This window comes from Curtobacterium flaccumfaciens (assembly GCF_018598405.1).
GTDB classification, from domain to species: Bacteria; Actinomycetota; Actinomycetes; order Actinomycetales; family Microbacteriaceae; genus Curtobacterium; species Curtobacterium aurantiacum.
The window spans coordinates 18,335-31,613 of record NZ_JAHEWS010000025.1 but is presented as its reverse complement, the minus strand read 5'-3'; the positions used below and the strand labels follow the sequence as shown (position 1 = coordinate 31,613).

The window sequence follows — 13,279 nt, the reverse complement described above, 5'->3', positions numbered from 1 at the left end:
ACGACTCGCCGCTGTCGAGGCGCCGAGGTTTCACGAACGCACGCTGCGGTCGCCGAGGTTCCGAAATCTCGGGACCTCCAGAGCAGGAGGAGCGGGACGGGACCGCAACGAGAGGGGTCGTGTGCGGAACGGTCCCCGGCGCCGCTCGATCTCGTCCCTGCGCTGTCCGGTCGCTGAGGTTCCACGACTCGCCGCACCCGATACCCCGAGGTTCCGCGAACACCCGCGGCGAGCGCCGAGATGCCAACATTTCGGAATCTCGGGGCAGCGGGGCGGGCGGGGGTGGGGCGAGCGGGCGGCCGGCAGCGCCGGGTCAGGCGGCGGGGGCCTCGATGGTGGTGACCGCGCCGGTCTCGCCCGGGTGCTCGTAGTGGGCACGCACCAGGATCGGGCGGTGGTCGGAGATGCCCGCCGGCAGCGTCTCGACGCCCGCGATGTGCAGTCCGACGCTCGTCGCGAAGTCGAAGTGCCCCGTGAACTTGCGGTACCGCAGGTACGTCGGCTGGTCGGACAGCGAGAGCGCGAAGCCGTGCTGCTCGATCTTGCGGCGCAGGTTCGTCTGGAACCACGGGTAGTTGAAGTCGCCGACCATGATCGCGGGGGCGTCGTTCGACAGCTCGCGGAGGAACTGGTGCGCGGCCTCGATCTGCTTGCGGCGCAGGGAGTTGGTGGCCGTCAGCGGCGAGGCGTGGAACGAGGCGACGATGACCTCGGCGTCGGCCTCGGTGTCGCGCAGGTGCATCGCGATGAGCCGCTCGTGCGCCGGCGCGAGGACCCGGTCGTGCAGGGACTTCTGCAGCGAGTGGATGCTGAAGTCCTGCACCTCGAAGCGGTCGTCGCGCTTGTAGATCGCGAGCCCGAGGCGGTTGGTGCGGGTCGACGCGGCGAGCGAGAGCCCACCGATCGACGGAGCGAGGTCGTTGCTGTCGCACTCCTGCACGCAGAGGACGTCCGCTTCGGACGCCTCGGCCAGTGCGGCGAGCTCGCTGTTCGCGGTGTGCTCGCGGAGGTTGTAGCTGACGACACGGAGCTGCGTGGGCTGCACGGTCTGTTCTGATGCGATCGTGCTCTGCTGCTCTGGCGCGGCCATGCTGCCTTCCTGTCCGGGTGTTCCGGTCACCCTGCCGCGGTCACCGTACTCGGGGATCGCGGACGGTTGCTGAGACTGTAACGCGTGCCGGGTTTCGTCCGCGTGACCGTGACGCAAACGGACAGCGGCGGGATCAGGCGCGGACACGACGGACCGGGCGGACGGTGTCCCCCGCTGTGCGACTCATCAGGATGCCCTCGACGCAGGCGACCGCGAGCAGGGCGGCGATGACCCAGAACGCGACCGCGTAGGGGCCGTCGCCCCCGAGCCCGGAGGCGGCCCGGATCACCACGGCGGCGACGGCGACCCCGAAGCCGGCGGCGGTCTGCTGCAGGGTCGACGACAGGGTGTTGGCGGGGGTCATGTCCGCCTGTTCGACGTCGGCGAAGGCGATGGTGTTGTACGCCGTGAAGCCCACGGACCGGGCCGCACCACTGACGACGAGCAGCACGGCGAGCAGCCAGAACGGGGTGTCCTCGGTCATGAACGCCATCGCGACCACGGTCAGCGCGGCGATCGCCGACGACACGATGATGACCGGGCGGTAGCCGAACCAGCGCAGGAACGGGGTCGTCATCGGCTTGATGCCGAGGTTGCCCACGAACACCCAGAGCACGGCGGACCCGGCGAGCACGGCGCTCCAGCCCCAGGCGTCCTGGAACAGCAGCGGCAGGACGAACGGCACGGCGGACACCGCCAGGCGGAACAGGCCGCCGCCGGCGTGCGACACCCGGAAGGTCTCGAGCCGGAACGCGTCCAGCCCCATGATCGGGTGCGGGGCCCTGCGGAAGTGCCGGATCGCGAGCCAGCAGCACACCGCGCCGAGGATCCCGGAGACGACGACCGCGGTGACCGGCACGACGTCGAGCGCGAGCAGGGAGGCCATCACCACGAGCGAGCCGAGCCCGACGCACGCGAGCAGCGACCCGAACCAGTCGAACGGCACCCGCTGCGCCGCGCGCTCCTGTGGGACGAGCACCAGGGCGGCGACGAAGGCGACCACGCCGAGCGGGATGTTGATGAGGAAGATCCAGTGCCACGACAGCGTCTCGACGAGCACACCACCGATGAACGGCGCGATGATCGGGGCGGCGAGCGCCGGCCAGGTCAGGATGGCGATGGCGGTGACCAGCTGTTCCCGGCCGGCGCTCCGGAGCACGACGAGCCGACCGACGGGCACCATGAGCGCTCCGCCGAGGCCCTGCAGGATGCGCCACAGCGTCAACTCGACCAGGCCGGTGGACAGCGCGCACAGGGCGGACGCGATCGTGAACAGCGCGACGGCACCGGCGAAGACCGTCCGGGAGCCGATCCGGTCGGTGAGCCAACCGGACACCGGGATGAACACCGCGAGGGTCACGAGGTACGCGGTGATCGCGACGCCCACCGCAGCGGAGTCAACCCCGAGGTCCCGTCCCATCGCCGGGGCGGCGGTCGCCAGGATCGTGCCGTCCAGGAGTTCCATGAAGAAGGTCCCGGCCACCAGCACGGCGACCGCCGTGCTGCCCGTCCGCCGTCTGGGTGTCGTCGCCGTCGTCGTCATCGCCCACCGAGACTATGCCCGCCGACGTCAACGCGGTCACCGCCACCACCGTCGCACCGTCACCACCACCACCGCCACCACCGGACCGGACCCCCACCGGACGTGGCACCGGCCGCCCACCGGGGCGTGACGCAGCACGCGCGACGCGGGACGGGCCTCCCGGCGCAGTTCCGTGCGGCCCCCATGCTGTGTCCGACTACCCTGGCCGGGTGCACTCCCGTCGACCCGAACGCCGAGGAATCCGCGCGTGAGCCGTCTCGACAGCGCCGGTGTGGTCACCGGCGCGGTGTCCACCGGTCGTCGACGCGTCCTCGACACCGTCACGTCCCTGCCGGCGTGGGCGGCGGTCCTGCTCGTCTGGACCGGGGGCCGGATCCTTTCGACGCTGTGGCTCGCGCTGGCGTACCCGCTCCTAGGTCGGGCCCTGCCGAGCAATGCGATCTGGGGCAACGAACACGGGTTCGGAGCGTTCCTCGTCGCCTGGGACGGGCAGTACTACGAGCAGATCTCGCTGCACGGGTACCCCGACGCGCTGCCGCTCGACGCAGCCGGCAACGTCGCGCAGAACGCCTGGGCCTTCCTGCCGGCGTTCCCCTTCACCATCCGGGCGCTGACCGCGTCGACCGGGGTGCCGTTCGAGCTCGGCGCACCGCTCGTCGCCATCGTCGCCGGGCTGATCGCCACCTACCTCCTGCACCGGCTCGTGCGGGACCGGGCCGGGCACGCCGCCGCGATGTGGGCGGTCTTCTTCTTCAGCTGTGGTCCGCTGTCCTTCCTGTTGCAGGTCGGGTACGCGGAGAGCATGTTCCTCGCGCTGTCGTTCGGCGCGCTGCTCGCGCTGGAGCGTCGGCAGTACGGGCTCCTGACGGCACTCGGTGTCGCCGCGGCCTTCACCCGGCCGGGTGCCCTGGCGATCCCGCTCGTGCTCGGCGTGGACGCACTCGTGCGGTGGGTCCGGGCTCGCCGTGAGACCGGCCGCGTGTTCGAGGGCTTCCCGCTCCGCGAGCAGGTGCGGGTCGTCGCCGCCGGCCTGACCATGGTCGTCGCCGGGTTGGCATGGCCGGTGATCGCCTCGCACGTGACGGGGACGCCGAACGCCTACCTCGAGACCGAGATGTCCTGGTGGGTGAACTTCATCGGCCGCGTGGACTTCGTGCCGCTGACGCCGTGGTTCCTCATCGCGGGCCGCTGGCTCGGGGTGGGCGGGATCCTCATCGTGGCGTTCCTGCTCGTCACGTACCCGATCTGGCTGCTGCGCCGGTCGACGCTCCGGCTCGGGCCCACGACGGTGCTGTACTCGGCCGCGTACGCGCTGTACATCTTCGCGGTGTCGCTGCCGATGGCCTCGACCCCGCGGCTGCTCATGCCGCTCGCGCCGCTGTTCGGGTCGCCCGAGCTGGTCGCGAAGCCCTGGATGCGGTGGACGTTCGTGTCGGCCGCGCTCGCCGGGCAGCCGGTGCTCGTCGCGGTGCTCTGGTTGCTCGGCCCCCCGTGACCGGCTGACGCGCGGCCGGACCGGCTACGGCACCGCGCACGGCGCACGGCGCACTGCGCACGGCGCACCGGGCATCGCGCACCGCGCACCGCGCACCGACATGGCACGACGCCGTCGTCGGGACGGGACGACGGCGTCGTGCGTCGCGCGTCGCGCTTCAGAGCTCGATCGTGCCGTGGTCGCCGGTGTCCGGCTGGCTCTGCTTGCCGAGCGCCGCCTTGAACATCTGCACGAGGCTGCCGACCGGTCCGGTGTCCTGGGTCCAGTACTCGACCGAGACCCCCTCGACCGTGAGCAGCCGGATCGACGGGTCCTGGCGTCCCTCCGGGAACCATGCCTCGGCGAACGGGGACCACAGTTCGTCGACGACCGAGTCGTCCCGGGTCACGGTCGCTGTCCCGGCGATCGACAGGTACCCGCCCTGCGACTCGATCGAGACGTTGACGTGCGGGTTCCGCGCGATGTCCTCGACCTTCTCGCTGCCGTCCTGCACCAGGAACCGCAGGGTCCCGTGGAACGTCTTGTCCTGCACGGCGAGGGGCCTGGCGTGCAGGTTCCCGTCCGCGCTCACCGTGGTGAGCAGAGCCGTGTGGGCGCCGTGGACGATGTCCGAGATGGCGGCGCGCTGCTCCGTCTGTGTGTCGGTCATGGTGCTCCTTTGCGTCATGCGCCCCGCACCGTGCGACGTGCGACCGTCGGTGCACGGGGCCGTACCGTTCCGACCAGTGTGCCCCTCCGGCGCTGGATGCGTCAGCCCGGCGCGGCGCGTGGCCGGGTCACGGTCGGCCGGGAGGCCCGGCGCACGTCCGGCACTCGGCTCCCGTCCGCCGTGTCCCGGCTCTCGGGCCGTGGATACGTGTGCAGGGACACGACACGAGTCGTTCGACGCGTGGATGGTCGCAAGGTGCGCACGCACAGAACCGGCGCGCGGCACCGTGGTGGGCACCGGCGCGCGGCACCGTGGTGGGGCCAGGCGGGCTCAGGCGGGTTCGCGGATCGTGGTCTCGACGTCGACGACCTGCGGGATCTTCGGCATCGAGGCGAAGCCGAACGCCACGGGCGGGTCGAGCGGCGCCAGGTCCCCGAGGGGCTCCCCCGCCCAGGTCCCACGCACACCGGTGACGTCGTGCGCCCCGGTCACGCCGTAGTACTCGCGGCGGCCGTTGCCCGCCGAACCAGCGGTGCCGGACCCCGGAGCGAGCAACCGTGCCACGGGGTCGATCGCGGCGAGCCAGCGCGGGTCGCGGGCGATCGGCTTCGGGACGATGCGCAGGATCCGGCCGAGCGGTGAGATGCCGCCGACGTCGATCGAGGCCTGCAGCGCCCCGGCCGACAGCTCGAGGCCGTGCGCGGTGCGGCGGGCGCGGACGTCGACGACCGACACGGTGTCGAAGCGGTAGGTGCCGGAGACGTACGCGGCGACGATCTCGTCAGGGGCGAGCAGCACGCTGGTGCCGTCGGGGAGCTCGAGGAACACGTCGGTGAACGCCCCGAAGGGTGACCGGTCCCACATGCCGACGACGATCCGGACGCCCGAGGTGGTGCCGACGCCCATGATCCGACCGCGGAACCGTCGCTCGACGGCGGAGCCGGCGGCGGAGGGGGAACCGGAGGCGTGCTCGGGGCGTGACGACATGCCCTGGACCGTACCCGCGGCCCCCGTGAGCCGATCTCGGTGGGCCGCACCGGGCCTCCCGTCCGCCGCGCGAACACCGCGACCCCGACAGCAAAACGCCGGTGTCCACGCTCCGAACACCCGCGAAGGGTGGTGTGGAGTGCGAACACCGGTGTCTTGCGGACCCGGACCCGGACCCGGATCCGCGCTCGGACCCGGACCCGGACCCGCGACCTAGGCGACGGGGACGGGCTGCGCCAGCAACTCGCGCACGCGGGGTGCGACCTCGGTGCCGTAGAGCTCGATCGAGCGCATCATGTCGGCGTGCGGCAGGCGACCCGTGGCGTACCGCATGTCGAAGCGCGAGGCGCCGAGGATCCGCATGTTGCGCGCGACCTTCCGGGCTACGGTCTCCGGCGAGCCGACGTAGAGCGAACCGCCGGCCGACAGGCTCGCGCGGTACCCGGCGACGTCGAGGGGCGGCCAGCCGCGCTCCCGGCCGAGCTGGTCGGTGACGGCCTTGTGGTAGGGCCAGTAGCGCTCGGCCGCCTCTTCGTCGGTGGCGGCCACGAAGCCCGGCGAGTGCATCGCGATGGGCTGCTGCGGCAGGTCGAGCTGCGCGAGGGCCTGGCGGTACAGGCGCGAGAACGGGGCGAACTGGGCCGGCTGCCCGCCGATGATGGCGAGGAACAGGGGCAGGCCGTACGACGCGGCACGGATGACCGACTGTGGGGAGCCGCCGACGCCGATCCACGTCGGGATGGCACCGTGCTCGAGCTTCGGGAAGACGTCCTGGTCGACCAGGCCCGCGCGCTTCGTGCCGGACCAGGTCACGGCGTCGCCGCCGCGCAGGGCCGCCCAGAGCTGGAGCTTCTCCTCGAACAGGACCTCGTAGTCGCTCAGCTCGTAGCCGAACAGCGGGAACGACTCGGTGAAGGAACCACGACCCAGGATGACCTCGGCGCGACCGTTCGACAGCGCGTCGACGGTGGCGAAGCGCTCGTACACACGGACGGGGTCGTCGGAGGACAGCACGGTCACGGCCGAGCCCATGCGGATGCGCTCGGTGCGGGCGGCGATGGCGGCGAGGACGACCTCGGGGGCGCTCACGACGAAGTCGGCTCGGTGGTGCTCCCCGACGCCGATGAAGTCGACTCCGACCTGGTCGGCGAGGACGGCCTGGTCGACGACGTCGCGGATGCTCTGCGCGTCGGACTGCAGGCTGCCGTCGGCACGTTCGGTGACGTCGCCGAAGGTGTCGAGGCCGAGCTGCAGGGGCCCGACCCGGTCGGGGGCGGGCGGCGGGACGTCCGACGGACGGTCGGTGCCGAATGCGTTGCTCATGGTGTCCTCCTGGTCGCACTTCCATGCGTTTGCATAAACATAGCACGAGGCGCGCTCCCGCGCACGGGGTCGGGCCGGGGGCGGGCCGGGGTCGGCCAGCCCGCACGAGTACGGTCACCCCCATGCCGAACCTCCCCGACCAGACCGGACGCCGCATCGTCGTCACCGGGTCCAACAGCGGCACCGGCCAGGAGGCCGCCCTGCGCCTCGCCGGAGCCGGCGCGAGCGTCGTGCTCGCCGTCCGCAGCACCGAGAAGGGCGAGACCGCAGCCGCCGGCATCCGCGCCGCCCACCCCGGCGCCGAGGTGGAGGTCCGCGAACTCGACCTCGCCGACCTCGCCAGCGTCCGCCGGTTCGCGACCGGGATCGTCGACGAGGAGCGCCCGATCGACGTCCTCGTCAACAACGCCGGCGTGATGGCCCCGCCGGAGCGCTTCGAGACCGTCGACGGCTTCGAGCTGCAGTTCGGCACGAACTTCCTCGGCCCGTTCGCCCTGACGAACCTGCTGCTGCCGTCGCTGCTCCGTGCGCGAACACCCCTCGCCGTCGGCCCCCTGGCCCAGGCTCCACGGGTGGTCACGATGTCGAGCCTCGCCGCGATCCCCGGCCGGATCCGCTTCGCCGACCTGCAGTGGGAGCGCGGCTACAACGGCTGGCGTGCGTACGCGCAGTCGAAGCTCGCCGACCTGCTCCTCGCGCTGCACCTGCACCGCCTGACGGTGGAGGCCGACGTGCCCGTGGTCAGCACCGCCGCCCACCCCGGCTACACCCGGACGAACCTGCAGGCCGCTGGGCGCTCCCTCGGTCGCTCGAAGCCGGTGCGGCCGAGCAACCGCGCCCTGCCCTTCACGCAGGCCGTCGAGCAGGGCACCGAGCCGCTGCTCTACGCCGCGGTCGGGCCGAACGCCGTCGGTGGCGCCTACTACGGCCCCTCCGGGCCGTTCGGCATGACCGGCCCGACCACCACCGTGTCCATCCCCGGCTCCGCGCGGAGCGCCGACCTCGCCCGCTCCCTCTGGGCGGTCGCCGAGGACCTCACCGGGACGCGTCCGCCGCTCTGAGCAAGACGCCGGCGTCTCGCCAGGACGCCTCCAGCTCCACGAGACGCCGCCGAATCCGGAGGCGTCTCGCGGACGTGGCGGCGTCGAACGGGCACGCCGGCGTCTCGCGCGGTCGAGAACGCGGGGACAGGCGGACGGGAGGCCCGTGGTCACCCGACCACGGGCCTCCCGTCCGGTGGTGGGGAGCGCACGCTGCGCGCCGGCGTCACACCGGGACGCCCCGGAACGCACGAGACGCCGCCGGATCCGGAGGCGTCTCGGCGACGTAGCGGCGTCGAACGGGTACGCCGGCGTCTCGCGACAGCCCCGTGCGGGTCCGGCACGTCGCCAGCGTCAGGCGCGGTGCAGCTCCACCGACCGGTCCAGCCGGCCGGGTTCGGTCAGGCGCGCGTGCCGCAGGACGGTGCGGCCCGGTGCTATGGCCGCGGCGACGATCGACAGCGTCGTCATGTGCCCCTCGGCCTCGTGCACGTCGCGGAGGATCGCGTCGGGGTGGTCGCTCGGCAGCGCCGCGGACTCCGCCAGCACGCCGAACCAGCCGCCCCAGCCGTCCCCGGCGTCACCACCGGAGTCCACGGTGCGGAGTTCGTCGAACGGGCCGAGCACCGGTGGGCCGGCCGGGGCGTCGGCCGCACGGAAGGCCTCGAGCCACCGGCCGATGCGCGGCGCCGCGGGGTCGTCGGCCGCGCCGTGCGTGACCATGTGGACGCCGGGGCCGAGGTCGGTGGTGCGGACCTGTTCGCCGTCCCAGGTGAGCACCGATGCACCTTCGGCCGTCGCCCGCACCAGGTTGAAGGCCCGGGTGGTCGGGAGCGTGCCGTCCTGTCCGGGCAGCACGTCGTCGGCGACGGCGTCCACCGGCACGACGCCACGGGTCGTCCAGGTGCCGTCGGTGCTGGCGACGGGTTCGGCGCGGTTGAGCACCACGGCCAGGCCGGCTCGGTCGGACGCGGCGAGCCATGCACCACCGGCCGATCGGTCTCGGACCCCGCGCACATCGGGATCGCGGTCGGGCCACCACGCGGCTGGCGGGTCCCACGGACGCTCGGGTGACTCGTCCCGCAGGGCGAGCACGGTCACGGGCCACTCGGACCCGGGGTCGACGCGGACGACGACGGTGCACATGCCGTCGATCCTCGCACGTGGCCCCGGTAGCGTGAGCCAGGTGAACGCAGCAGCAGAGCGCGCCCTGACCGTCATCGTGGGGATCACCGGGGGCATCGCCGCCTACAAGGCCGTCGGGGTCGTCCGCGACCTCGTCAAGCGAGGCCACGACGTGCACGTCGTCCCGACCGAGGGCGCCCTGCGCTTCGTCGGACTGCCCACGCTCGAGGCCCTGAGCCGCAACCCCGTCACCACGAGCGTCTGGGACGACGTCGCCGAGGTGCGCCACGTCGCGCTCGGACGCCGGGCCGACCTGGTCGTCATCGCCCCGGCCACCGCCGACTCGCTGGCCCGGATGGCGCACGGCCTGGCGAGCGACCTGCTCGGCACCACCCTGCTCGCGACCGAGGCGCCCGTGGTGGTCGCCCCCGCGATGCACCCGCAGATGTGGGAGCACCCCGCCACCCGCGCGAACGTCGCCACGCTGCGTGACCGCGGCGTCCACCTGGTCGGCCCGGTCGTCGGGGCGCTCACGGGCGACGACGCCGGCATCGGTCGGATGGTGGAACCCGAGGACATCGTCGCCGCGGCACTCGCCGTGCTCGACCAGCACCCCGCACCCGCAGGCCGACGTGACGCGGAGACCGGCAGCGGCGCCGGCACCGGAGCGCGTGGCGAGCAGGGGGACCTGGCCGGTGTGCGCGTCGTCGTCAGCGCGGGCGGCACCCGGGAGCCCTTCGACCCGGTGCGGTTCGTCGGAAACCGATCCAGCGGCCGGCAGGGCATCGCGATCGCCGCCGACGCGGTCCGTCGCGGCGCGTCCGTGACCCTCGTCGCGGCGAACGTGGACGGCTCGCTGACCACCGGGCTGGACGCGACCGTGGTGCCCGTCGGGTCCGCGCTCGAGCTCGCCGAGGCCGTGCACGCCGCCGCCGCTGAAGCCGACGTCGTCGTGATGACCGCCGCCGTCGCCGACTACCGGCCGGCCGAGGTGCTCACCGAGAAGCTCAAGAAGGACGCGCAGGGCGAGCGCATGACGCTGGAGCTGGTGCGGAACCCGGACGTGCTGGCCGACCTCGTCGCCGCACGGCGGACCGGGCAGATCATCGTCGGGTTCGCCGCCGAGACCGAGCCCGACCGTGACGCGCGGGTCGAGCTCGGACGCGCCAAGATCAGCCGGAAGCCCGCGGACCTGCTCGTCGTGAACCACGTCGGCTGGTCGGCCGGGTTCGAGCGTGAGGAGAACGCGATCGAGGTCCTGGTGCCCGGCGGGGAGGTCGTCCGCGAGACCTCCGGCACCAAGGCCGAGGTGGCGTCGGCGGTCCTCGACCTCGTCGCGACGGCGCTGACGTGAACAGCACTGACCTGACAGCACACCCGGCCGCTTCCGAGCGCGGGCGAGCACGATGGGCGCATGCGACGACGTGAGCGGATCCGACGTGCCAACCGCACGGCCACCATCCTGGCGGTGGCCCTCGGCGCGGCGGGCACCATGCACTTCCTGCGCCCGACCCACTTCGACCGGATCGTGCCGGAGGCCCTGCCCCCGCGGCTGACCACGCTGGCCTCCGGGGTGGCCGAGCTGGGCATCGCCGCCGGGCTCGCGTTCCCCGCCACCCGCCGTGCCTCGGGCTGGGCGGCGGCGGCGCTGTTCGCGGCGGTGTTCCCGGCGAACCTCAAGATGGCGAACGACCTGCTCGACCATCCCCGCTCGAGCCGGGCGATGCGGCTGATCGGGATCCTGCGGCTCCCCCTGCAGCTGCCGTTGGTCCTCTGGAGCATGCGCGTCGGTCGGCACGCACCGAAGCCGTGACCCAGCCGTCGTGGACCCGCGCGGCGGTGCCGCTCCTGCACCGCCCCGTCACCCAGCACGCCTGGGAGGACATCGTGTTCGCGCACTGGCGCCACGAGCCCGCGTCGCTGCAGCGGCTCGTTCCCCGAGGGACCCGTCCGGACGTCGTCGACGGCAGCGCCTGGGTGGGGCTGTCGGCCTACGTGTTCCGGGAGACCCGGGTACCGCCGTTCCCCTCTGCCGGGCGACTCGGCACCATGACCGAGGTCACGATCGAGGTCCTCACGGTGGACGACCAGGGGCGGCGCGGGGTGACCTACCGCACGGTCGACACCGCGAACGTGCCCGCGATCGTCGCCGCGCACGCCCTGCTCGGCGTGCCGTACACGTTCTCGCACGCACGGTCCCGCCGCCGCGGTGAGGCGATCGCACACCGCTCCGTCCGGCACCCGACCCGCGCACTGCACCCGGTGCGGTGGGCCCGGTCGCTCCGGCAGGAACGACCGACCGGCACGGCTAGCCCGAAGCACGCGGCCTCGGTCCGGGTCACCGCCGGCGAGGTCGTCGACACCCCGCTGGCCGCCGAGCTGACCACACGGGCCGGCATTCACGCGCGGTACCTGGCGCAGACCCTGTTCTGGCAGCGGCAGCACCCGGTGCTCACCACCCGCGCGGCCACCCTCGACCGGCTCGAGGGCGATCTGCCCGACGCCGTCGGCATGCCCGGGCTGTTCGACCGTGCACCGGACTCCCTGCTCGTGGTGGACGGGACCACCGTGCGGTACGGCTGGGGCGGGGTGGTCCGGTGACGGACGCGCAGCCGCCCACCCCGGACGAAGCACGCACCGACGACCCGTTCGACCTCGCGCGCTTCGCCCGGGCACAGCAGGGTGTGCACGACGTCGCGCTCGACGAACTCCGTCGGGGCCGGAAGTCGTCGCACTGGATGTGGTTCGTGTTCCCGCAGCTGGCGGGGCTCGGGCGGAGCGCCACGGCCGCGCGCTACGCGATCACCGGCGCGGACGAGGCCCGCGCCTACCTGGCCCACCGGGTGCTCGGGCCCCGCCTGCTCGCGGCCACCGAGGTCGCAGCAGCAGCCCCCGCCCGCTCCGCCGACGCCCTGCTCGGGGGCATCGACGCGGTGAAGCTCCGGTCGTCGATGACGCTCTTCGGCCGCGTCGCCACCGACCCGCAGCCCTTCGCCGCCGTGCTGGGCCGATGGTACGGCGGCGTCGAGGACCCGGCCACGATCCGGCTGCTCGAAGCGCACCAGCGACCCTCGGGACCGGCACCTGACGAGCCGACACCTGACACGCGCTGAGCCGATCGGAACGCCGTTGTCATATCAGGTACGGTGATGCGAGCACGTGCGATGACGACCGTGCCCGTTCGCCCGGCGCCCCGACGCCACAGCCCCAGAAGGAGAACGCATGCCGGTCCCCCGCAGCGCCCCGACCGAGCACCAGCTGCTCCGTGACACCGTCCGCCACAAGATCCACGACGCGATCATGGACGGCACCCTCCTGCCCGGGGAACGGCTGAACGACGACGAGCTCATCTCCTGGCTCGGTGTCTCGCGCACGCCGATCCGCGAGGCCCTCAGCCAGCTGTCCCGCGCCGGCCTCATCGAGATGGCCCCGAACCGGTACACCCGCGTCACCACCCCCGACCCGACCGAGGTCGTCGAGGCCATGCAGACCCTCGGCGTCCTGTTCGGCGGCGTCGTCCGGCTCGCGGTCCCGCGTCTCGGCTCCGCCGCCCGGAAGAAGATCCTCGCGCAGCTCGACAAGACGATCGCCGAGCTCGAGGCCCACGAAGTCGCCGCCGTCAACCACGACGCCCTCGACGTCTTCGCCCTCTACGTCGCCGAGTGCGGCAACGAGAACCTGCAGCGCGTCTGCCGCGACACGATGGACGGCCTGGCGTTCCGTCTGCGTCTGCCGAACCTCGACGAGCTGGTCGACTGGGACCGGATGACCGAGGACTTCCGACGTCTGCGCGCCGCGACCGAGTCGGGCGACAACGTCGAAGCCGAACTCGCGACCGAAGCGATCCACCAGCTCCCGGGCGAGAAGCAGTAGCGCATCCTGTACCCGCGTACAGGAACCGCCCGTCTCGTGCACGCGAGGCGGGCGGCGGACGTTGCACGGGCCTCCCGTCCGAGCAGCCGAGCACGCGCGCGACGCTCCCAGTCCCAGGGCCGCACGGACCGATAGCATCACTGGCGACCACCTG

The 13,279-nt window shown here is 72.9% G+C and carries 13 protein-coding genes; 7 read left to right on the top strand and 6 right to left on the bottom strand.

What is annotated here, in order from left to right; translation table 11 throughout:
• Positions 1-313: 313 nt before the first annotated feature.
• Complete coding sequence (locus tag KK097_RS14550; RefSeq protein ID WP_214531466.1) at positions 314-1,090, bottom strand: endonuclease/exonuclease/phosphatase family protein; 777 nt, start codon at positions 1,088-1,090, stop codon at positions 314-316.
• A 133-nt stretch (positions 1,091-1,223) separates the two neighbouring features.
• Positions 1,224-2,633, bottom strand: coding sequence for an MFS transporter (locus tag KK097_RS14545; protein WP_214531467.1), 1,410 nt, complete (start codon positions 2,631-2,633; stop codon positions 1,224-1,226).
• A 247-nt stretch (positions 2,634-2,880) separates the two neighbouring features.
• Between KK097_RS14545 and KK097_RS14540 the strand changes: the two genes are divergently transcribed.
• Positions 2,881-4,128, top strand: coding sequence for a putative hexosyltransferase (locus KK097_RS14540; RefSeq protein ID WP_214545273.1), 1,248 nt, complete (start codon positions 2,881-2,883; stop codon positions 4,126-4,128).
• 157 nt (positions 4,129-4,285) lie between these two features.
• Here the strand turns inward: KK097_RS14540 and KK097_RS14535 are convergent, their stop codons facing one another.
• The 3 genes from KK097_RS14535 to KK097_RS14525 form a co-directional block, all read right to left on the bottom strand.
• Complete coding sequence (locus KK097_RS14535) at positions 4,286-4,777, bottom strand: pyridoxamine 5'-phosphate oxidase family protein (protein WP_214531469.1); 492 nt, start codon at positions 4,775-4,777, stop codon at positions 4,286-4,288.
• A 330-nt stretch (positions 4,778-5,107) separates the two neighbouring features.
• Positions 5,108-5,764 (bottom strand): hypothetical protein, encoded by a 657-nt coding sequence (locus KK097_RS14530; protein ID WP_214545272.1) that lies wholly within the window; start codon positions 5,762-5,764, stop codon positions 5,108-5,110.
• A gap of 213 nt (positions 5,765-5,977) precedes the next feature.
• On the bottom strand, positions 5,978-7,087 hold the full coding sequence (locus KK097_RS14525) for an LLM class flavin-dependent oxidoreductase (RefSeq protein WP_214531471.1): 1,110 nt from the start codon (positions 7,085-7,087) through the stop codon (positions 5,978-5,980).
• A 122-nt stretch (positions 7,088-7,209) separates the two neighbouring features.
• Here KK097_RS14525 and KK097_RS14520 point away from each other — a divergent pair, with 122 nt between their 5' ends.
• Entirely contained in the window at positions 7,210-8,148 is a 939-nt protein-coding gene (locus tag KK097_RS14520; protein ID WP_214545271.1) for an SDR family oxidoreductase, read from the top strand.
• 333 nt (positions 8,149-8,481) lie between these two features.
• Here the strand turns inward: KK097_RS14520 and KK097_RS14515 are convergent, their stop codons facing one another.
• A complete protein-coding gene (locus KK097_RS14515; protein WP_214545270.1) occupies positions 8,482-9,273 on the bottom strand; it encodes an NRDE family protein in 792 nt (263 codons plus the stop codon).
• A 64-nt stretch (positions 9,274-9,337) separates the two neighbouring features.
• Here KK097_RS14515 and KK097_RS14510 point away from each other — a divergent pair, with 64 nt between their 5' ends.
• From KK097_RS14510 to KK097_RS14490, 5 genes are all read left to right on the top strand, one after another.
• On the top strand, positions 9,338-10,606 hold the full coding sequence (locus KK097_RS14510; protein WP_214545295.1) for a bifunctional phosphopantothenoylcysteine decarboxylase/phosphopantothenate synthase: 1,269 nt from the start codon (positions 9,338-9,340) through the stop codon (positions 10,604-10,606).
• 60 nt (positions 10,607-10,666) lie between these two features.
• Positions 10,667-11,065: a DoxX family protein gene (locus KK097_RS14505; RefSeq protein WP_214545269.1), complete on the top strand. Its 399-nt coding sequence runs from the start codon at positions 10,667-10,669 to the stop codon at positions 11,063-11,065.
• Entirely contained in the window at positions 11,062-11,853 is a 792-nt protein-coding gene (locus KK097_RS14500) for a YqjF family protein (RefSeq protein WP_214545268.1), read from the top strand. The genes KK097_RS14505 and KK097_RS14500 overlap by 4 nt, the downstream gene beginning before the upstream one ends.
• Complete coding sequence (locus tag KK097_RS14495) at positions 11,850-12,365, top strand: DUF1810 domain-containing protein (RefSeq protein ID WP_214545267.1); 516 nt, start codon at positions 11,850-11,852, stop codon at positions 12,363-12,365. Before KK097_RS14500 ends, KK097_RS14495 begins: the two co-directional genes overlap by 4 nt.
• Before the next feature lie 109 nt (positions 12,366-12,474).
• On the top strand, positions 12,475-13,125 hold the full coding sequence (locus KK097_RS14490; RefSeq protein WP_214545266.1) for a GntR family transcriptional regulator: 651 nt from the start codon (positions 12,475-12,477) through the stop codon (positions 13,123-13,125).
• Positions 13,126-13,279 lie beyond the last annotated feature (154 nt).